Source organism: Massilia eurypsychrophila, from assembly GCF_002760655.1.
GTDB lineage: Bacteria > Pseudomonadota > Gammaproteobacteria > Burkholderiales > Burkholderiaceae_D > JAFCUW01.
In genome coordinates this window covers 464,250-481,997 of the sequence record NZ_PDOC01000003.1, presented here as the reverse complement: position 1 = coordinate 481,997, position 17,748 = coordinate 464,250, and the positions used below count along the sequence as shown (strand labels likewise).

The 17,748-nt window shown below is 62.4% G+C and carries 18 protein-coding genes; 8 read left to right on the top strand and 10 right to left on the bottom strand.

Translation table 11 applies throughout. The features are described from left to right. Positions 1-85: 85 nt before the first annotated feature. Entirely contained in the window at positions 86-853 is a 768-nt protein-coding gene (yaaA, locus tag CR105_RS07865; protein ID WP_099787862.1) for a peroxide stress protein YaaA, read from the bottom strand. A 38-nt stretch (positions 854-891) separates the two neighbouring features. Between yaaA and CR105_RS07860 the strand changes: the two genes are divergently transcribed. Together CR105_RS07860 and CR105_RS07855 are read left to right on the top strand one after the other, a co-directional pair. Beyond that, entirely contained in the window at positions 892-1,347 is a 456-nt protein-coding gene (locus tag CR105_RS07860) for a putative toxin-antitoxin system toxin component, PIN family (protein ID WP_099787861.1), read from the top strand. Between the two features lie 28 nt (positions 1,348-1,375). Continuing rightward, positions 1,376-2,533 (top strand): pyridoxal phosphate-dependent aminotransferase, encoded by a 1,158-nt coding sequence (locus CR105_RS07855; RefSeq protein WP_099787860.1) that lies wholly within the window; start codon positions 1,376-1,378, stop codon positions 2,531-2,533. Here the strand turns inward: CR105_RS07855 and CR105_RS07850 are convergent. Further along, the gene (locus CR105_RS07850; RefSeq protein WP_099787859.1) at positions 2,530-2,976 is read right to left on the bottom strand and encodes an LIC_13387 family protein; all 447 of its coding nucleotides are present in this window, start codon (positions 2,974-2,976) and stop codon (positions 2,530-2,532) included. The two genes, CR105_RS07855 and CR105_RS07850, sit on opposite strands and share 4 nt — an antisense overlap. Positions 2,977-3,028: 52 nt before the next feature. After that, on the bottom strand, positions 3,029-3,472 hold the full coding sequence (locus CR105_RS07845) for a hypothetical protein (RefSeq protein ID WP_218968673.1): 444 nt from the start codon (positions 3,470-3,472) through the stop codon (positions 3,029-3,031). 266 nt (positions 3,473-3,738) lie between these two features. Here CR105_RS07845 and CR105_RS07840 point away from each other — a divergent pair, with 266 nt between their 5' ends. Next, a complete protein-coding gene (locus CR105_RS07840) occupies positions 3,739-4,668 on the top strand; it encodes an HD-GYP domain-containing protein (RefSeq protein ID WP_099787858.1) in 930 nt (309 codons plus the stop codon). Between the two features lie 47 nt (positions 4,669-4,715). Here the strand turns inward: CR105_RS07840 and CR105_RS07835 are convergent, their stop codons facing one another. After that, complete coding sequence (locus CR105_RS07835; protein WP_099787857.1) at positions 4,716-5,762, bottom strand: asparaginase; 1,047 nt, start codon at positions 5,760-5,762, stop codon at positions 4,716-4,718. 249 nt (positions 5,763-6,011) lie between these two features. Here CR105_RS07835 and CR105_RS07830 point away from each other — a divergent pair, with 249 nt between their 5' ends. Further along, on the top strand, positions 6,012-6,992 hold the full coding sequence (locus CR105_RS07830; protein WP_180288125.1) for a serine/threonine-protein kinase: 981 nt from the start codon (positions 6,012-6,014) through the stop codon (positions 6,990-6,992). A gap of 36 nt (positions 6,993-7,028) precedes the next feature. Beyond that, positions 7,029-8,417 carry a cache domain-containing protein gene (locus tag CR105_RS07825; protein WP_099787855.1) on the top strand — a complete coding sequence of 463 codons (1,389 nt, stop codon included), beginning with the start codon at positions 7,029-7,031 and terminating at the stop codon, positions 8,415-8,417. A 332-nt stretch (positions 8,418-8,749) separates the two neighbouring features. Here the strand turns inward: CR105_RS07825 and CR105_RS07820 are convergent, their stop codons facing one another. The 3 genes from CR105_RS07820 to CR105_RS07810 all read right to left on the bottom strand — a co-directional run bounded on the left by CR105_RS07820 (position 8,750) and on the right by CR105_RS07810 (position 12,322). Further along, positions 8,750-10,186 (bottom strand): M48 family metallopeptidase, encoded by a 1,437-nt coding sequence (locus CR105_RS07820; protein ID WP_180288124.1) that lies wholly within the window; start codon positions 10,184-10,186, stop codon positions 8,750-8,752. A 196-nt stretch (positions 10,187-10,382) separates the two neighbouring features. Next, positions 10,383-10,742 (bottom strand): hypothetical protein, encoded by a 360-nt coding sequence (locus CR105_RS07815; RefSeq protein ID WP_131021655.1) that lies wholly within the window; start codon positions 10,740-10,742, stop codon positions 10,383-10,385. 32 nt (positions 10,743-10,774) lie between these two features. Then, positions 10,775-12,322: a CHASE2 domain-containing protein gene (locus CR105_RS07810; RefSeq protein WP_180288123.1), complete on the bottom strand. Its 1,548-nt coding sequence runs from the start codon at positions 12,320-12,322 to the stop codon at positions 10,775-10,777. A 173-nt stretch (positions 12,323-12,495) separates the two neighbouring features. On the opposite strand from CR105_RS07810, the gene CR105_RS07805 reads away from it, so the two are divergent. From CR105_RS07805 to CR105_RS07795, 3 genes are all read left to right on the top strand, one after another. Next, positions 12,496-13,206 (top strand): histidine phosphatase family protein, encoded by a 711-nt coding sequence (locus tag CR105_RS07805; protein WP_099787851.1) that lies wholly within the window; start codon positions 12,496-12,498, stop codon positions 13,204-13,206. A gap of 64 nt (positions 13,207-13,270) precedes the next feature. Further along, entirely contained in the window at positions 13,271-14,338 is a 1,068-nt protein-coding gene (locus CR105_RS07800) for a phosphotransferase (RefSeq protein ID WP_099787850.1), read from the top strand. A gap of 33 nt (positions 14,339-14,371) precedes the next feature. Continuing rightward, positions 14,372-15,631 (top strand): acyl-CoA dehydrogenase family protein, encoded by a 1,260-nt coding sequence (locus CR105_RS07795; RefSeq protein WP_099787849.1) that lies wholly within the window; start codon positions 14,372-14,374, stop codon positions 15,629-15,631. Positions 15,632-15,700: 69 nt separating this feature from the next. On the opposite strand, the gene CR105_RS07790 is transcribed toward CR105_RS07795, so the two are convergent. The 3 genes from CR105_RS07790 to CR105_RS07780 are packed head-to-tail and all read right to left on the bottom strand — an operon-like array spanning position 15,701 to position 17,746. Next, complete coding sequence (locus CR105_RS07790) at positions 15,701-16,156, bottom strand: MaoC family dehydratase (protein WP_099787848.1); 456 nt, start codon at positions 16,154-16,156, stop codon at positions 15,701-15,703. Next, positions 16,149-16,607, bottom strand: a complete 459-nt coding sequence (locus tag CR105_RS07785) for a MaoC family dehydratase (RefSeq protein ID WP_099787847.1) — start codon at positions 16,605-16,607, stop codon at positions 16,149-16,151. Before CR105_RS07785 ends, CR105_RS07790 begins: the two co-directional genes overlap by 8 nt. Further along, complete coding sequence (locus CR105_RS07780) at positions 16,604-17,746, bottom strand: acyl-CoA dehydrogenase family protein (RefSeq protein WP_099787846.1); 1,143 nt, start codon at positions 17,744-17,746, stop codon at positions 16,604-16,606. Before CR105_RS07780 ends, CR105_RS07785 begins: the two co-directional genes overlap by 4 nt. Positions 17,747-17,748: the final 2 nt, after the last annotated feature.

Here is a 17,748-nt window from a genome sequence, read left to right as displayed (position 1 = left end):
ATCCCCGCTTCGCGAGGATGACGTTTTGTTTTTTTGGTTGGCAGCAATGGCGCAGGCTGAGCGACCGGATGCCCCCCCATTTCGGCTAGTCGAGCTTGCGGCGGAACACCCAGTCGCTGTCGGTCGAATCGCGCTTGCTGAACGCATAGCCGTCAACCTTGAAGCGCTTCAGCTGCTGCGCGTCCACGATCCCCTTCTCCGCCGCGTACCGCGCCATCATGCCGCGCGCCCGCTTCGCATAGAACGAAATAATCTTGTACTTGCCATCTTTCCAGTCCTCGAACACCGGGTTCACCACCGGCACTGGCAACAGCTTCGGCCTGACCGACTTGAAATATTCTTCGGACGCCAGGTTGACCAGCGTTTCGGCGCCGTTCGCGGCGATCGCCTCGTTGAGCCGGTCCGTCACGCTGTCGCCCCAGAAACTGTACAGGTCCTTGGCGCCTGCGGTCGGCAGGCGCGTGCCCATCTCGAGCCGGTGCGGATGGATCAGGTCGAACGGGCGCAGCACGCCATACAGTCCGGACAGGATACGCACGTGCGCCTGGGCAAAGGCCAGTGCCTTCGGCTTGAGCGTGCGGGCGTCGAAGCCATGGTAGACGTCGCCATTGAAGGCCATGATCGCCTGTCGCGCATCCTTCGGCTCCGGCGACCAGGTCGCGTAACGCGCCGCGTTGAGCACGGCGAGCGGGTCGGACAGCTTCATCAGGTCGGCGATCTGGCCCGGCGAATAGCCGCGCAGCACGTCGATCAGCGCGCTGGAACGCTCCAGCATGTCGGGGGTGGTGGTCAGTTTGGTGGTGGGGCGGCTTTCAAAGTCGAGGGATTTTGCAGGCGACAAGACAATCAGCATAAGATTCGATCAACATCCAACAAATTAGAATTGCCGACATGATACCCGTACCAGCCGAACGCATCGTCATCGATACCAATGTTTGCCTCGACCTGCTGGTGTTCCACGACCCGCGCTGGGCCAGCCTGCTCGCCGCGCTCGAGAGCGGCGCCGTCGAGGCGGTCACGCGCGCCGATTGCCGCGACGAATACAACATCGTGCTGCACTACTCCCATTTGCCGCTCGACGACGACAGCCGGCCCGTGGCCGCCGCGCGCTTCGACGCGCTGGTCAAGGTGGTGGCGCCGGCCGTCAGCCCGGTGCGCCTGCCTGTGTGCACCGACCGCGACGACCAGAAGTTTCTCGAAGTGGCGCGCGACAGCCAGGCCGCCGTGCTCATCACCAAGGACAAGGCGCTGCTGAAACTGGCGCGCAAGACCGCCCAGGCCGGATTGTTTCGCATCATGCTGCCGGAGGCATGGGTCAAGGCGCAGGCCGCCGCTGCGCTAGAATAGCCATATCGATACTACGCAATCGCACATCATGACGACACCCGTTCTTCGCACAAAACTGCCGGCGGTCGGCACCACGATTTTCACCCGCATGTCGGCGCTGGCCAACGAGCACGGCGCCGTCAACCTGGGCCAGGGATTCCCCGACTTCGAGTGCGATCCGGCGCTGCCCGGCATGGTGGCCGACGCCATGCGCGCCGGCCACAACCAATACCCGGCGATGGCCGGCGTGCCCCTGCTTCGTGAGGCAATTTCCAGCAAGGTCAGCGCGCTGTATGGGCGCAGCTATGATGCGGCGAGTGAAGTCACGGTGACGGCCGGCGCCACCCAGGCGATCACCACCGCGATCCTGTGCTGCGTGCATCCTGGCGACGAGGTGATCGTCATCGAGCCGGCGTATGACGCCTACGCGCCGGCCATCGAGCTGGCCGGCGGCGTGATGGTGCCGGTGTCGATGCAGGTAGGCGAGGACGGCTACAGCATCCCGTGGGACAAGGTGGCCGCAGCCGCCGGGCCGCGCACGCGGCTCATCGTCATCAATTCGCCGCACAACCCGACCGGCTCGGTGCTGCGGCGTGCCGACATCGATGCCCTGGCCGCGATCGTGCGCGGTACCGACATCCTGCTGCTGTCCGACGAAGTCTACGAGCACATGGTGTACGACGGCGCGGTGCATGAGTCCGTGTGCCGCTATCCGGAATTGGCCGAGCGCGCCTTTGTCGTGTCGAGCTTCGGCAAGACCTATCACGTCACCGGCTGGAAGATCGGCTACGTGGCGGCGCCGGCGGCTCTGATGGCCGAGTTCCGCAAGGTCCACCAGTACTACGTTTTCACGGTGAACACGCCGATGCAGCACGGCATCGCCGGGTACATGTCCGATCCGGCGCCCTACCTCGAGCTGGCCGCGTTTTACCAGCGCAAGCGCGACCTGTTCCGCGACGGCCTGCAGGGCAGCCGCTTCAGCTTGCTGCCGGCCGACGGTACCTACTTCCAGTGCGTCAGATACGACGCCATCTCCGCGATACCGGAAGCGGACTTTGCCGAATGGCTGACGCGCGAAGTCAAGGTCGCCGCGATCCCCGTATCTGCCTTCTATAGCCAGGCGACGGAATCGGGCATCGTGCGGTTTTGCTTCGCGAAAAAAGACGAGACCTTGCGCCTTGCGCTGGAGCGGCTGGCCAAGCTTTAGCCTAGCAACACCAGGCCGACAATGTAGGCGCCGAGCGCGAGCGTAATGCCCACCAGCGGCACGCGGAACCAGTAGCGCCAGGCCAGTACCGCGTAGGCGGCGAGCAAGGCGGCGCCGAGCAGCGCGAAATAGGAGCCGTGGGCCAGCAAGGCCGGGTGTGCCAGCGCGAGCTGCAGGTAGACCAGGCCGAACAGCATCGCGCCCAGGCTGTGACTGGCGTTAAAGCCGGTCCAGGCGCGCCACATGCTCGTATCGGGCGAGATGCGCGGCGCCGCCGACTGCATCGCCACGTTGACGGCGGGGTCGCGGCAGTGAAACATGCGAGAGAAAAACGTATAGAACAGGTGGGCTGCGCCCATCAGTAAAACGATTGCCGCGCTGACCGCAATGAGGGTTGTTCCCACAGATGGCGCATTACCGAGCCATACGAGCGTTGTCGCCATGATGTTTTTCTTTCGATTGGTGAGGTTCGGGAAATCTTAAATCGGCACATTCTTATGACGCACCGACGATCAGGCTGCTCAACAGCATGAGCATCACAACCGGCGACCACAGCGCCCGCTCGCGTCGACTCGGCGTCTTGAGGTTTAATACGGTACCGACCACGCAATAGCCAATGACACCCCACACCATCCAGTGTGAAGATTCTCGAATGGATTTGAACGCTATTCCCGCGCGTGCCAAAACGATCGCTGCAAAAGCGATGAGCAGGATGGCGGAGAAGATCGATACGATGCGGATCGGGCGTGGAAGCTTTCCAGGATATTTACCGCCAAGCGTGAACTCTCCCCAGGGAGCACCGGATACCAAGGCAAGCTGGAAAACCACAACAGCTAAAGTGAGAAAAGCGAAAAGCACCGCTGCCAGATTGCTGACCATTTTCATTTCCATAGTTTTAAGCGCCAGGGCAGCAGCGAGAATAGCATGTTGTAATGACATGTAGACCGATTTCTCCGCGCCGGACTCAAGGCGCCCGCATCACGTTGCTGCCAGCCGACGGCATCTGTTTTGATGCGTCAAAGTCGAAGCAATCTCCTCTATACTGAAAGCGGACTTTGCCGAATGGCTGACGCGTGAAGTCAAGGTCGCCGCGATACCTGTATCGGCGTTCATCAGCCAAGGGACGGAACCGGCCATCGCACGGTTCTGCTTTGCAAAAAAGACGAGAGGTTGCGGCTCGCGCTGGACCGGCTGGCCAAGTATGAATGACGACAGCAAACCCTCCCATCGCACCGGTCTCGGTGCTGCGCACGCTGAACCTGGTCACCGCACAGCTGGACCGGGTATTGTCGGGGCTGTCCGCCTACAGCGACGCCGACCGGGCGCTGCGTCAGCTGGCGCATGAACTGACGGCGGCCTGTGCGCTGTCCGCTGACGTTGTCGTCGCTTCCGTTCTCCTCAATCAGATTGCCGGGCGTTACGCCGTGAGGCATTGCGTCGACACGGCGGTGATTGCCTGCGTGGTGGCCCAGGGAATGGGCAGGCCGCCGGAGGAAGTGCTGACCATCGCGGCGGCATCGCTGACGATGAATGTCGGCATGATGCGGCAGATTGAAACGTTTCAGAACCGGCCGTCCGCGCTGACGCCGGACGAGCGGGAAATCGTGCGGCGACATCCAAGCCAGAGCGTGGCGTTGCTGCGAGAGGCCGGCGTAACGGACGAAGACTGGCTGGTGTGCGTGATGCATCATCATGAAAACGACGATGGGAGTGGGTACCCGGCGGTGCGACCTGAAAACGCGATTTCCGCCAACGCCAGGTTGATCGGACTGGCGGATCGCTACTGCGCGTGCGTTTCAGCCCGCAACTATCGCAGATCGATGCTGCCGCCGGTTACGCTTGACGTTCTTCGACGCGATGCCGGCAACGATCCGGAGCTGACGCGACATTTCCTTGAGCGGATGGGGCGGTATCCGCCGGGGACACTGGTGAAACTGGCAAATGGCGATACCGGAGTAGTGACCGGAAGGGATGCGTTATTTGTACACGCGCTACGAGATGCAGAAGGGGCGCCATTGTCAATCGTTCGCAACGCTGAGGGGCGCATGCATGAAATTTGCGCCGCCCTTCACGAAGACGAAGCGCGCTTAAGGTTCAGCATGAAAACGGTTTGGGGTCAATTGGCCACGTTATAACAGCAGTAATGCCCCGCAAGGCAATGCTTGCGGGGCGTTCCGTCGGCTTACTTGTTGAAAGCAGCTTGCAAGTCGGCCTGGCTGGTGACGCCGCTTTGCAGTAGCAACATCAGCAGAATACGCGCTTTGGCCGGCTTCAAATCATCGGCCATGACAGCGCCAGCGTCGAACGTGGTCTTGCCTCCCCCGACAAATCCGTAGCTTGGCAGCACCCGCCCATTGTGCACTCGGGTCGATACGACCACCGGCACTTTCTTCGACAGCGCATACCTGACGGCTTCATACATCGGCTCGTTCATGTTACCCATGCCCAAGGCCTGCACGACGATTCCTTTGGCGCCGCGGTCGACGGCACTGCGCAGGGCCATGCCATCAGCGCCGCCGTACATCGCGACGATTTCAACCGCCGGCATTTTGTCGGCGCTGATTGCAATATGCTGCCGCCGCATCGGCGCGCTGGCATACGTTACGCGGTCCGGGTACACCTCGCCAATGAAGCCGAAGTCGCCTGAATTGAACGTCTCCACATTTCCGGTATGGGTCTTCGTCACGTAGCGCGCAGCATTGATCTGGTTGTTCATCGCCAGCATGACGCCCTTGTCCTTCGACTGCGCGTCAACCGCGATACGGGCTGCATTGAGCAGGTTGCGCGGGCCGTCAAAGTCCGCCGACGAGGCGTTTCGCTGTGCGCCAATCAGGACAACGGGCTTGCTCGAGTTGACGGTCAGATCCAGCCAGTAGGCGGTTTCTTCCAGCGTGTCGGTACCGTGCGAGACGATCACGCCAGATACTTCCGGACGCGCCAACGCGGTTTGTACTGCCTTCGTCAACTGGATCCAGCGCGGCGGATCCATGTAGTCAGACGGCACGTTCGACAGGTTATTGACCTCGATGGTGGCGTACTTGCCGATATCAGGAACGGTGGCCAGTAAATCGTCGCCGGAAATTGCAGGGACCGGTGCTTTCTTAACAGGATCGATTTTCATGGCGATGGTGCCGCCGGTGGCGATAAACTGAATTACCGGCTTGTTTTGCGCGAATGCCGTGGAGGCAGCCGCCAAGGCGACGCCCAATACCGTAGCTTTCAATTTCATATTGTCTCCTGAAGGTGCGAAGTAACGCATGGTGAAACCATCTAGCCCCCACTGACTATAACCGGGCAGCTTATTATGCCATTTGCAACGTTGCCGCACCTTTCCCGATTCATCACTATCAGCCGTGATAGGTTGGCCCCGATATCGCAGTTGATATCATGTATGTCTGCTCGACGAGGCGGCGGTCGCGAAACGTATGTTGGTGACGGCTGACCCTCGATGGCTTGCTGCATTGGTGAAGGTCATGCCATGGACAACAGGGAAGAGGCCGGCGAACCTGACGGCGACGAATCATCAGCCGCGCTGCTTCGCGTTCCCGTATTGGAACGGCAAGTCGCAGCGCTGGGAAGGGTAGTCGCCATCGAGCGGCGGCTGCGCGAACTGTCAAAGGCGCGCACCAGCGTGCACGCATCCGCTGCAGTTGCGCCACCCTTCCCTCAGTCCGACGACGCTACCGTCGTAACGAAGCAGCGCTGGGAATTGGTTGGCGAGGACTCCACCAGACCTTCACGATCGCCGATCGACGATTCGACTGTATTGCACCGGAACGCCAATCCGACCTATGGCGCGGCAGAGCCGATGGCGCAAACGCCGGCCAGCAACGCGCTGGTTCTCGCACCAGGATCTCAGCTGTTCGAATATCGCATCGATTCGGTGCTGGGCCAGGGCGGCTTCGGCATCACCTACCTTGCCACCGATATTCACCTCAATGCGAAAGTCGCCATCAAAGAATACCTGCCGGCCGGCTATGCCCAACGCTCAGGCGACAAGTCGGTGTGGCCGCGCTGGCCGGATGAGGCGCCCATCTACCAGGCCGGACTGGACCGGTTCCTCGTCGAGGTGCGCATCCTGGCCACCTTTCGTCATCGAAACATCGTCCGCGTGGCGCGCTTTTTCGAAGCGAACCGCACCGCGTACATGGTGCTCGAATACGAACGCGGCAAGTCGCTCAAGCAATGGTGGCCGGGCCGCAAGCGCGTCCGCGAGGCGGAGCTGCTCGGCTTGCTGCAGCCGCTGCTCGATGGGCTGGCCGTGGTGCACGCCGCCGGTTTCCTGCACCGCGACATCAAGCCCGACAACATCTACGTGCGCAAGGACGATGGCAGCCTGGTGCTGCTCGATTTCGGCGCCGCGCGCCAGGCGGTCGGGCACGCCGGCGCGCTGGCCGACGTCGTCACGCCAGGCTATGCGCCGCCCGAACAGTACGACAACGGCGCGCAGGGCCCGTAGACCGATCTCTATTCTCTCGGCGCCACATTGTATTGGATGATTACCGGCACCAAGCCGCCGGAAGCGCCGGCCCGGATCAGCGGCGCGGCACAGATGACGCCGGCGCAGCAAGCGGACACAGACCAGTTCAGCGATGCGTTCCTGGCCGCGGTCGACTGGGCGCTGCAACCGGACCCGGCGGCGCGGCCGCAAGACCTGCGGGCTTTCTCGCAGAAGCTGTTTGCATCGCACGCCGGCAGCCTGGCGCTGCGCGACGCATTGAATGACGGCGAGGCCGCACCGCGCTTGGCCAACGAAAGCTTCCGGGCGCTGATCAATTCGCCAAAGTTGTTCGCCAGGCGCTCGCTACATTTCCTGCGCGCCCTGCTCCATCCGGCGTCGTGGCCGATGGTGGCCAAGATGGCGGCGGCGATGGTGCTGGCGGCGCTGCTGCCGATGCTCATTACCGCCTACTACAACCTGAACGGCTCCGTCGAAGCGGTGTCGGCCGGCGAGATGCGCAACCTGACGCGGATGGCCGAAAGCACCGCGGGGCACCTGTCCCAGCTGATCACCGATAACGAGAACCTGGCGAAGTTTCTCGCCACCGAAGAGGACCTGATCGACTACCTGAAACAGCCGGACGCCGCGCGCAAAAAGGAAGCCGAGGCCAAACTTGGCGTGCTGGTCAAGACAAATCCAAACCTCCATTTGATTTCGCTGGTCGATACCAAGGGAATTGCGCTCATCTCGAGCGAAGCGGCGCTGGTGGGCAGGGATTTCAGTTCGCGCGAATACTTCAGCCAGGCGATGCGCGGACACGCATATCAGACCAGTATTATCAGGGGCGTCATTCATGGCGAGCGCGGGATGTATTACGCCCATCCGGTAGTTGACCAGGGCGGTGTCGTCATTGGCGTGCTGGTGATGCGCATCGAGGCTGCAACGTTCGACAGCATTCTGCATGCTGCCACGCGCGGTACCGACCGGGTGCCGCTGATGATCGATGGCGACGGCTTGCTGATTCATTACCGGAATGCGGCCAAGATCAATCACAGCCTGGATACACTTAGCGAAAGCGCGCAGCAGCGCATCGCCGCCGATCAGCGCTTTCGCCATCCGCGCATCGAGAGCCTGGGCATGCCGGTGCTGGCGCGCACGCTCATCAAAGCCAAACAGCCGGGCAGCCTGAGTTACATGTCGACCTTGTCAGGGACGGAGGAACACGCCGGTTATGCGCCCTTACTGGGACAGGATTGGGTCGTGGCGCTGACCGAATCGCGCGAGGTATTCGAGGCGCCGTTGCAGCAGCTGTTCTCAAATGTGCTGCAAAGCATGGTGATGTCGGTTAATCCCTCTACAATCACATTCATGTCACTAGGATTGAGATCTCCGGGCTCCTCGATCACATATTCGTCTTTCATTTACGCTCCAGGTTGGCTTTAAAATCTTGGCTGATTGGACCAATCCACTTGCAAGAATAACCGTCATGGAATCGCCATACGAATAGTGCCCCACCACGGCAACAACCTACGTTGAACAAGCGGAAATTGTTTTCGTGAAACTGCGCCCCGAAAGGGATGGATCTGCCCAACACCTCTAAGAGGGGGGCGGTCGATATTCTGCGAAAATGTTGTTGAAAGATTTATCATGCCCGCAATAATCTGCGGGATTAACTACTCTCTCACGTTTTCGCTCCGAGATAACAGAACGAAAAAGCCAGATGAACTTTTGTATCTGAGCGGATGACCGCTTCTGGCCGATAGCGGTGACATAGCCTATTTTTTCTTGAACATTTTATCGGCCAGCTGCTCGGTTTTCGCCTTGTTCTTTTTTTCTACGTCGGCCAATTCCGCTGGGCTTGCGGCGGCCTGAGTACAGCGCTGCGACATTCGGCGAAACGTCTTGCCGCAGTTGGCGGCCATGGTCTTCGCTTCTGGCCAACCCTTGGTTTCACCCTGAAAGCGGATGGCATCCGGCCAGGCTTCCTCCGCGGTCTGGAAATACGCGAGGCCCGACTCCATCACTTTCTTGGCCGCGGCAGTCTGGCGGCCATCTTTCAGCTTCGAACCGCGCTCCAGGTAGGCCTTCCAGGCGCGGTCTGGCTCCGAACTGAAATTCGCTTCCAGCACCTGGCTCGGATCTGCCCTCTTCCTGCCGTTTGCCTCCGGTTGCTCATTCAAGACCGAATACAGCGCAAACAGCGGCACCGCATGCGTGGCTGTCGGCGCCGCCGTCGCGTTTTTGGCGGCGATCAGCGATGCCGGATCCTTCGGCGCATTGATCGCCTTGAAGGCGAGCGCATAGTTCTTCAAAATGGCGGCCGTCCGCTTTTCTTGCAGCGCATTCCTTAACGGCTTGATCACCGGCTCGGTGTTTGCTTGAATCTCGGGGAATGGCTCCACCGCCGACGCCAGCGCATCGATGCGCTCCGTCGTTTCCGGGTGATCGCTGCGCAATTTGGCGGCAGCCTTGTTCACCTCAAAGCCAATCTGCTGCATCGCCGAGTTGATGCCGCCGCTGATCTCACCGGTCGATTGGGCGAAACTGACGCTGACCGCATTATTCGGCTGCTTGGCAGCGGTTTTCATGGCGTCATTCATCGATTGCTGTTTGATCGCTTTCAGCAACTGCTCTTCCTTCTCCTTGTCGAGCTTCTGGTTGCGTTCTTCCCACGTTGCAATGCGCTCCAGGAAAGCCTTGGTTCCGTGCTCGTACGAATAACCCAGCTTCATCGACAGATTCAGACCGAAGTTGTCCGCCGCGCTCTCCTGCGAGCGGCTGTACACGGTCGTCACCAGGCCACGCCCGACGGCATACGCCGTCGACAGGCTGTCGAGCTGCGTCCACCCTGCGGCCTGGCCGGTCTTCTTGATGAGGGCCATGCCGATGCCCATCACGCCGACCGCCGTGTTGGCATCTTCCACCGCTCCCTCGAGCTGGTGGTAGTGCAGGTAAATATGGCCGAACTCGTGGCTGAGAAGCGCGACCAGTTCATCTTCGCTCTCGGCCGACGTCAGCCACGGCAGCGAAACGTAGATATTGCCGGCCCCGGTGGCATAAGCGTTGAGCGCTTCGTTGGCGAGGATATGGACCGAGCCTGGCCACGCCGGCACACCCGCTTTGGTCTTGATGCGGGCATACAGCGCGTTCAGATAGCGCTGCATGTCGGGCGCATTGACCAGGCCAAAGCCGCGCGCGCGCTGGTTCAGCACGTCCTGCGAGGCATCCGGCCAGGTGCGCGCGACCGGCGCCGCCAGTTCGCCGACCGGGCTGGCAACAGGGCCGCTGCTCTTGCCGATGAAGGGAATTTCCGCCATGCTTTTCGGCGCATTCGCACATCCCGACAACAATGCCAGGCTGACGGCGAACGCGGATCCTTGCAACAGTCGCCGGCGTGGCGATACCAAGCTAGTTACAGGCATTTTTACCAGCTCCCGGCGTGGCGGCAGTCGGCTGGCCCGATGCCAGGGCGATCGGGCCGCAGTTGGCGCTGGTGTCGCGGCTGATGCGAACCTTGGCGCCGCGCACCCAGTAATCCTTGCCGGCGATGGCGACCTGATAAAAACCGGGCTGCTTCGACTGAATTGCCAATGGCAGTCCGGCCTCGGTCACATTAATCGTTTTGACCGGTTGGGCAGCGGCGGGCGACTCGTACAGGTCAAGCGTAAGGCTGCTGCCCGGGCTGGCCGCGACGATCCTGTCCTGCGCAACGGCAGCGGGAATGGCGAGCGCAAGGACGGCAAAAACCATCGGCGATGTAAGTTTCATGGAACTTCCTTCCTGGTTGACAGCGTTATTATTCAAACTTGACTTGATAGAACTGGCCGAACGCGAACTTCTTCGCCGAATATGAATATCCGCAATTTGCTCATGTAGCCGAGGCCTTCGGCCAATAGCGTCATGCCGATCAATTCGACGACCGGCAGCATACCGATGCGGAAAAAATGCTGCAGGAAGGCGATCATTGCCATTGCGGCGATACTTTGCAGCGTCAGCCGCACTATCCACGCAAGTACTGCAATCGCATGCATCGACATCCGGCGCGATAGCGCCGAGCGCAGTCGCTGCCTGCGCCAACGGTGGAAACGGGTGGTGCGGAAGAATTTATGCAGCATCAGCGTCCAGGCCAGGTGCACCAGCAAGACGGCGAATATCGTCAGCGCACCAGGCAGCAGTAATGCCAGCGACGGCGGAATTGTCCATTCCGCGCTGAGCTTATAGCCGTCCTTATAGGTGAGAAAATTATCCAGTGCCATGGCATGCAGGTAGACGCCGGGCAGCAGGCGATGAATCGGTGAATCGACGAAATCGTTATATCCGGGGATATTTGCGCCCACCATCACGTAGCGCCCCGCCAGGTACGGCGCCAACTCCTGTTCCGACAGCTGGCCCAGCTGGGCCATCGATAATGTGCGGTGATACGGGCACAGCGGCTGCGCCGGCGCGCTCTCCCAGACCTGGCGCAGCACGCCGGGAATCAACTTGTACAATTGGCGTTCACCAGGCGTGCAGCTTTTCAGGCGGTCGGGACGCTCGTTTTGCGGGGCCGAATTGTTGCCCCAGACTAGCGCCATGGGTACCGTTTCCTCGCCAAGTTCGATCTTTGCCACGTCCTGCGCCATCGCCATCGCGGCGCTACGGTATGAAGGCTGAGCCGGAGCATCGGCAGGTCCCGGCTGCCAGCCCGCTTCGGTGCGATGGCGCGTGAGCTGGTAGCCCCAGGCAAGGCCGTCCAGCGGATCGGCAACGTAGTCGACGCCCACAAGGGTGAAGCAGGCAGATTCGCCGGCGGCCGCCAGCCCGGAGCGTACCGCCAGCTTGCCGTCCTTCGCCGACGGCAATGCCGCCAGGAATACCGGCACCTTGTACTCATTCTGCACTGTGCACAGCGCCTGCTTGAGGATCGGCAGCGTGGCATCGACGCGGTCCTGCCCGAACGAGATGTCGAGCAAAATCGCCTTGGGCCGGGCGGCAGGATCACCGGCTAGGCGCAGCAGCCAGTCGGCGTGGTCCTGGTAGCTGATCGGCCAAGCGCTGCCGTTACTGTTAAGGAATTCCTGGTCGTACATGACGACCGTGATCTGCTCCCGGGCGGCGGCAGGATAGCCGTATTGGGATGTTACCGGCGCCTGCGCACCTGCCAGGAAACGGGTAACCACCATGCCGCTGGCGTTGAGCTTATCGCCCAGCCACAGCATAGTAATAGACAAGACGCTCAATATCAGGAACGACCAGATAAAGACCGAAAAGGTTAACCGGCGACGCTCTCGGGCAATATCCCCAACGTGCATTGCCTGTTCAAATGACTTCCATGTCGACTGCGCGAGTTTCTTTATTGTTGAGTGCATATGCATTTAGCGTGAACGGGTACATATTTGTTCCAGCCTCCGGCTGTTACAAATGTTACACGCGACAGGATAGCATTTAATTCCCGCTCTGTTCATTATATTTTTATTAACTGAAATCACTCAGGAAAGCCGGCAACTTCTTGGCCACACGGTCGCCGGTGTACTATGGAGGCATGACCAGCCCACTCTCCACCCGCCGCCGCGTCTTCCTGATGCGCCACGGCAGCGTCACCTACTTCGACGAATCCGGCAAGCCCTTCCTGCCCGAATCGGTCCCCCTCAACGAACAAGGGCGCGAGCAGGCCAGCGCCGCCGGCCAGGCGTTTGCCGCGCACGATGTGCGCTTCGACCGCGTGATCGTCTCCGGCTTGCCGCGCACCGTCGAAACGGCGCGCCGCGTGCTGGCCGAAACCGGTCAGGACATCGCCATCGACGCCTGGCCCGAGCTGGAAGAAATCCGCGGCGGGCGCCTGTCGACCATCGCCGACGCCGACCTGCGCGACGCCTTCACCGGTGCCTTCGAGGGCATGGTCAGCGCCGACAAGCGCTTCCTCGGCGGCGAGTCGGTCGGCGAACTGATGGACCGCATCCACCCGGCCATCGCCCGCCTGCGCGCCGATCCCAACTGGGACACGGTGCTTCTGGTACTGCACGGCGGCGTCAACTGCGCCATCTTGTCGCTGGCACTGACCGGCCAGCGCATGTTCCTCGGCGGCCTGGCGCAGACGGCCGGCTGCATCAACGCGCTCGACGTCGGCAGCGACGACGCCGACTGGGTGGTGCGCTTCGTCAATTACGCCCCGCCGGCGCCGCTGCACGGGCAATCGCGCAGCACGACCATGGAGGCGTTGTTCGACCAGTACAAGAAATCGCGCCCAAAATAAATAGTACGATCGTTCCATTTCATCGGCTAGAATAAGCCATCACACAAGAAAAGCAGGAGACAGCATGTTCGAAGAAATGATGGGCACCAAGCCCGTGTCGGAGCGCCAGCGCTTCGACGTCGAGGCGCTCGGCGCCTACCTGCGCGCGCACATCGCCGGTTTTCCGGAAGGCGATTTATCGGTCGAGCAGTTCAAGGGCGGCCAGTCGAACCCGACTTTCAAGCTGACCGCCGGCGGCCAGTCGTTCGTGCTGCGCACCAAGCCGGGCCCGGCCGCCAAGCTGCTGCCATCGGCCCACGCGATCGACCGCGAATTTCGGGTCATGGACGCGCTCAACAAGGCCGGCTTCCCCGCGCCGCGCCAGTTCTTGCTGTGCAACGACGAAGCGGTCATCGGGCGCGCCTTCTTCGTCATGGAATTTATCGAGGGCCGGGTGCTGTGGGACCAGGCGCTGCCGGGCATGACGCCGCCCGAGCGCGCCGCCATCTACGACGAGCTCAACCGCGTGATCGCCCAGCTGCACACGATCGATTACGCCGCCATCGGCCTGGCCGACTACGGCAAGCCGGGCAATTATTTCGGCCGCCAGATCGAACGCTGGACGCGCCAGTACCAGGCCTCGGCCACCGAAACCATCGAGGCGATGGACAAGCTGATCGAATGGCTGCCGCAGAACATCCCGGCCGGCGAAGCGACGTCCATCGTCCACGGCGACTTCCGCATGGACAACATGATCTTCCACCCGACCGAGCCGCGTATTCTGGCCGTGCTGGACTGGGAGCTGTCGACCCTGGGCCATCCGCTGGCCGACTTTTCGTACCATTGCATGAGCTGGCACATCCGCCCCGGGCAGTTCCGCGGCATCGCCGGGCTCGACCTGGAAGCACTCGGCATTCCGTCGCAGGATCAGTACATCGCCTCGTATTGCGCGCGCACCGGCGCCACCATCCGGCCCGAAGATTTCAACTTCTACTTGGCCTACAACATGTTCCGGCTCGCCGGCATCATGCAGGGCATCATGAAACGCTATGTAGACGGCACCGCGTCGAGCGCGCAGGCGCTGGAAAACGGCAAGGCCGCGCGGCCGATGGCCGAAATGGGCTGGCAGTACGCGCTGGCCCGCATGGCCTGATTCTCCCCTCTTCTCCACTCCCAGGACCGACACATGAATTTCGACTATTCAGAGCGCTGCAAGGAACTGCAGGGACGCCTGCTCGCCTTCATGGACGAGCACATCTATCCGAATGAAAAAGCGTTCAAGCAGGAGATCGACCGCAACGGCGTGGAAAAAGGCAACCGCTGGATTCCGACCGAGCTGATCGAGCGGCTCAAGCCGCTGGCGCGGGAACAGGGCCTGTGGAACCTGTTCCTGCCGCAGTCGGTGCGCGCGCCGGAAGGCCTGTCGAACCTCGACTATGCGCCGCTGTGCGAAATCATGGGCCGCGTGGTGTGGGCGCCGGAAGTGTTCAACTGCGCCGCGCCCGACACCGGCAACATGGAAACGATCGAGCGCTACGGCAGCGAAGCGCACAAGCGCGAGTGGCTCGAGCCGCTGCTGCGCGGCGAGATCCGCTCGGCGTTCGCGATGACCGAGCCGAACGTCGCCTCGTCGGACGCGACCAACATCGAGACGCGCATCGAGCGCGATGGCGGCGACTACGTCATCAATGGACACAAGTGGTGGATCTCCGGCGCCGGCGACCCGCGCTGCAAGGTGTTCATCGTGATGGGCAAGACCGACTTCACCGCGGCGCGCCACGCGCAGCAGTCGATGATCGTGGTGCCGGCCGATACGCCGGGCATCACCATCGTGCGCCCGCTGCCGGTGTTCGGCTACGACGATGCGCCGCACGGCCACTGCGAGATCCTGTTCGAGAATGTGCGGGTGCCGGTGGCGAACCTGCTGCTGGGCGAAGGGCGCGGCTTCGAGATCGCGCAGGGGCGCCTGGGGCCTGGCCGCATCCACCACTGCATGCGGGCGATCGGCGTGGCCGAGCGCGCGCTGGAGCTGATGTGCAAGCGCCTCAACAGCCGGGTCGCGTTCGGCAAAAAAATCTCCGAACAGGGAGTCTGGCGCGAGCGGATCGCCGAGTCGCGCATCAGGATCGACACGGCGCGGCTGTTGACGTTGAAGGCGGCGTTCATGATGGACACGGTCGGCAACAAGCAGGCGGCGGCGGAGATTGCGATGATCAAGGTGCTGGCGCCGACCGTGGCGCAGGACGTGCTGGACTGGGCGATCCAGGCGCACGGCGCCGCCGGCGTATCGGACGACTTCCCGCTGGCGTCGCAATGGGCGATGAACCGCACGCTGCGCCTCGCCGACGGCCCGGACGAAGTGCACCGCAACGCGGTGGCCAAGCTGGAGCTGGCCAAGTGGATTTCGCTGGGCGAGGACCTGTCGCTGCCAATCACCCGCAGCTGACTGAAGGCGAGGGGTCTGACCCGATTTTGCCGTCAGGGTCAGCCCCCTCGGCGAACGCCGCCGGATGTTTTACGGGTAGCGGCGCATGACGAATTCGGCGACGCATACCGGCCGCGGCGCGCCTTCGCATTCCACCACCACGCTCCATACCAGCTGCGCGCCACCTTCAATCGGCTCCACGCTACCCAAGGTCAGCCTGGCCCGCAGCCGGCTGTTTACCGGCACCGGCGCCGGAAAACGCACCTTGTTCAAGCCGTAGTTCAGCGCCATCTTGACGTCGACCATGCGCACCGCGTTCTCGAACAGCGCCGGCAGCAACGACAGAGTCAAGAACCCGTGCGCCACCGGTGCGCCAAACGGCGACTCGGCCTTGCAGCGCTCGACGTCGACGTGGATCCACTGGTGGTCCGACGTCGCGTCGGCAAACGTGTTGATGCGCTCTTGCGTGATGGCGATCCAGTCGGACACCGCAACCTCGGTGCCGACCAGCGTCTTCAATTCGTCCAGGTCGGCGATGTCACGCATCGGGACGCCGCCCGAACATGCCCATCCCTTCGATCGTGCAGACCGGCTGACCGTGCTGGTTGACCGCGGTCCAGGTCGACCAGACCACGCCGCGGTCGCTCTTCGTCGCCGATGCCTTCACCTGCCTGGTCAGGTAGGTCGCCGTGATGGTGTCGCCGGCGCGCACCGGCAGCAGCCAGCGCACGCCATCGAGTCCGGGCGAGCCCATGCTGGACGATTTACCCATCATCGTATCGACCACCATCCGCATCATCATGCTGCAGGTATGCCAGCCGCTGGCGATCACGCCGCCATAGATCGACGCCGCCGCGGCGTCGTGATCGACGTGAAACGGCTGCGGGTCGAACTGCGTTGCGAACGCGATAATCTCTTCTTCACTGACCGTGCGGCTGCCCAGCGCGATCTCCTGGCCGGGATGGAAGTCCTCGAAATACCAGCTGGTTTGCTTCATGCCGCTTCCTGCTCGAAGCCTGGCTGCGCCATGAAGCGCCGCACGTGGTGGTCCGAGTCGCCCATCGTCAGCTCGATCATCGTCAGGCGCTTGAAGTAGTGCGCGGCCGGCAGCTCGTTGGTCACGCCCATGCCGCCGTGCAGCTGCACCGATTGCTGGCCGACGAACTTCATCGCCTGGCCGACGCGGTACTTCGCCGCCGACACCGCGCGCCGGCGTTCGGACGCCTCGCCCGAGGCCAGCCTGACCGCGGCCAGCAAGGCCATCGAGCGGGCCTGCTCCAGGTGGATGTACATGTCGGCCATGCGATGCTGCAGTGCCTGGAATTTGCCGATCGGCGCGCCGAACTGGGTACGCGTCTTCAGGTAGTCGAGCGTGGCGGCGAAGATCGCTTCCATTGCGCCGAGCGCTTCGGCGCACAGCAGGCCGGCGCCGTAATCGGCAGCGGCGTCGAGAATGGCCCAGCCGGCGCCGGCGGCGCCCAGCAGCGCGGCAGCCGGCGCGCGTACCTTGTCGAACACGAGGTCGGCGGCGCGCTGGCCGTCGAGCGTGCGGTAGCCGGTGACGGTGATGCCAGCGCTCGCCAGCGGCAGCACGAACAGCGAGATGCCGCCGGTGTCGCGCTGGGCGCCGCCGCTGCGCGCCGAGACGATCACGCTGCCGGCTTGCGCGCCATGCACGACGACGCTCTTGCGGCCATTGATCACGTAGCCGTCGGCGTCGGCGCTGGCGGTGGTGGCGATGTCGGCCAGGTCATGGCGCGACTGCACCTCGCCCAGCGCGCACGCCAGCTTCAGTTCACCGGCGCCGACCTGTTCGAGCAGCGCGTCGTGGCCGCCGGCCAGCTTGAGGAATTCGGCGCCGAGGACGGTGGCCAGGTAGGGCTCGACCACCAGGCCGCGGCCCAACTCCTGCATGACGACGAACAAGTCGACCGCCGTGCCGCTAAAGCCGCCCTGCTCTTCCGGCACCGGCAGCGCCGTCATGCCCAGTTCGACCAGCGTGGCCCATGCCTGGTCCGATACGCCGGCGTCCGAGCCGATGATGCGGGCGCGCTCGTCGAAGCTGTAGTCCTTCGCCACCCAGCGCTTGAGGGCATCGGCGAACTGCTGCTGTTCTTCTTTGAAGTTGAAATCCATTC

Bases quoted from the DNA above. Each gene is read 5' to 3' on its own strand.
- yaaA (WP_099787862.1), bottom strand. From the start codon at position 853: ATGCTGATTGTCTTGTCGCCTGCAAAATCCCTCGACTTTGAAAGCCGC.
- CR105_RS07860 (WP_099787861.1), top strand. From the start codon at position 892: ATGATACCCGTACCAGCCGAACGCATCGTCATCGATACCAATGTTTGC.
- CR105_RS07855 (WP_099787860.1), top strand. From the start codon at position 1,376: ATGACGACACCCGTTCTTCGCACAAAACTGCCGGCGGTCGGCACCACG.
- CR105_RS07850 (WP_099787859.1), bottom strand. From the start codon at position 2,976: ATGGCGACAACGCTCGTATGGCTCGGTAATGCGCCATCTGTGGGAACA.
- CR105_RS07845 (WP_218968673.1), bottom strand. From the start codon at position 3,472: ATGTCATTACAACATGCTATTCTCGCTGCTGCCCTGGCGCTTAAAACT.
- CR105_RS07840 (WP_099787858.1), top strand. From the start codon at position 3,739: ATGACGACAGCAAACCCTCCCATCGCACCGGTCTCGGTGCTGCGCACG.
- CR105_RS07835 (WP_099787857.1), bottom strand. From the start codon at position 5,762: ATGAAATTGAAAGCTACGGTATTGGGCGTCGCCTTGGCGGCTGCCTCC.
- CR105_RS07830 (WP_180288125.1), top strand. From the start codon at position 6,012: ATGGACAACAGGGAAGAGGCCGGCGAACCTGACGGCGACGAATCATCA.
- CR105_RS07825 (WP_099787855.1), top strand. From the start codon at position 7,029: ATGATTACCGGCACCAAGCCGCCGGAAGCGCCGGCCCGGATCAGCGGC.
- CR105_RS07815 (WP_131021655.1), bottom strand. From the start codon at position 10,742: ATGAAACTTACATCGCCGATGGTTTTTGCCGTCCTTGCGCTCGCCATT.
- CR105_RS07810 (WP_180288123.1), bottom strand. From the start codon at position 12,322: ATGCACTCAACAATAAAGAAACTCGCGCAGTCGACATGGAAGTCATTT.
- CR105_RS07805 (WP_099787851.1), top strand. From the start codon at position 12,496: ATGACCAGCCCACTCTCCACCCGCCGCCGCGTCTTCCTGATGCGCCAC.
- CR105_RS07800 (WP_099787850.1), top strand. From the start codon at position 13,271: ATGTTCGAAGAAATGATGGGCACCAAGCCCGTGTCGGAGCGCCAGCGC.
- CR105_RS07795 (WP_099787849.1), top strand. From the start codon at position 14,372: ATGAATTTCGACTATTCAGAGCGCTGCAAGGAACTGCAGGGACGCCTG.
- CR105_RS07790 (WP_099787848.1), bottom strand. From the start codon at position 16,156: ATGCGTGACATCGCCGACCTGGACGAATTGAAGACGCTGGTCGGCACC.
- CR105_RS07785 (WP_099787847.1), bottom strand. From the start codon at position 16,607: ATGAAGCAAACCAGCTGGTATTTCGAGGACTTCCATCCCGGCCAGGAG.
- CR105_RS07780 (WP_099787846.1), bottom strand. From the start codon at position 17,746: ATGGATTTCAACTTCAAAGAAGAACAGCAGCAGTTCGCCGATGCCCTC.